Below are 1183 nucleotides of genomic sequence, written 5' to 3'. Positions count from 1 at the left end.
GGCTTTAGATTCTGTGTTAACTTCCAAATATTTTTTATACATTTATATTTATAAAAGCGACCTTGAGTTAGCTTGCGTAGGGTGAACGTCTTTGATTTTTACCCTACTTTCTTCAAAATCTATCTGGTAAAAAGTTTTATTTTTAAATAAAATATACATCAGTTCCAAGAGTTTTCTTTGTACAGCAACCAATCCCTTCATTTTAATTCCTGTTTTTTCTGTAATTCTTTGAAACAAATCCTGATGGTTTTTATTCATTTTGACGGCTGTCATGGCAGGAAAATGTAATGTTTTTCGAATATTTTTATTTCCTTTCTTACTAATTCTTGGCTTACCTTTTATTGATGTTCCGGACTGTTTCTCGCGGATATCTAATCCTGCATAACTTACCAGTTGTTTTTTATTTCTGATTAGCTCAAAACCATTGGTTTCAGCTAAAACAGCAATTGCCGTTGATTTTCCAATACCCGGAATACTGCTCAACAGATTAACTCCCCTGGTAGCCTCAGGACTTTTCTTTACCTGTGCAAGCATATCCTCATTAATTTCTTTCTCCTGTTTTTTCAATAGCGAAATACGCTCGGTCAGCCGTTTTATGGTTCTTGAATTCGGAAGAGCTTGAGTCTTTTCAGCATGCAGCTGATTCATACACCTTACCCTTTCCTGAATAACCTGGTTTTTCTCGCGGCTTAGCTGCTGAAGTTCTTTATACACAAGGTTTGCGGGTTGCCATAATTCTAGTTTTCTGCTTAAACCAAACTGTGTAATAGCTATGGAACAGCTTTTATCGGTAATGGTTTTGATATCCAGAGTCCTGATGAAATTACTGATCTTATTAGGCAGCACAATGACTGTTTTTTCTTCCTTTGCATAAAGAAAATGAGCAAATCTTTCATGATACACCCCCGTAGCCTCCATGACAAAAATAACCTCTATATTAAGTGTCTTTTTGCTGTACACCCATTTAAGAAGTGATTCAAAGCCTTTTTCGCTGTTGCTAAAAACTTTATAATCTTTGATTTCTGTACTTAGATCTTCCATTAATTTGCCAAAACTTGCCACCAGTTCATCTTTGGCTACATCTATTCCTACAACCTGTTTTAATGCACTCATATTTTTATCTTTAAATAAAAGCAAGTCTTCCTTCGTTTTGTCTCCTGATTATTATCCAAGATATCTTTTT

1 protein-coding gene is annotated in these 1183 nt (G+C 34.9%); it reads right to left on the bottom strand.

The window, feature by feature from the left end:
• Nucleotides 1–48: 48 nt before the first annotated feature.
• Nucleotides 49–1113 carry an IS110 family RNA-guided transposase gene (locus tag ACLI50_RS22515; RefSeq protein WP_227944447.1) on the bottom strand — a complete coding sequence of 355 codons (1065 nt, stop codon included), beginning with the start codon at nucleotides 1111–1113 and terminating at the stop codon, nucleotides 49–51.
• Nucleotides 1114–1183: the final 70 nt, after the last annotated feature.

It is taken from the genome of Chryseobacterium cupriresistens (genome assembly GCF_046614675.1).
GTDB classification, from domain to species: domain Bacteria; phylum Bacteroidota; class Bacteroidia; order Flavobacteriales; family Weeksellaceae; genus Chryseobacterium; species Chryseobacterium cupriresistens.
The sequence above is the reverse complement of the archived record's forward strand: the minus strand, read 5'-3'. Positions and strand labels throughout refer to the sequence as shown.

Bases quoted from the DNA above. Each gene is read 5' to 3' on its own strand.
- ACLI50_RS22515 (WP_227944447.1), bottom strand. From the start codon at position 1,113: ATGAGTGCATTAAAACAGGTTGTAGGAATAGATGTAGCCAAAGATGAA.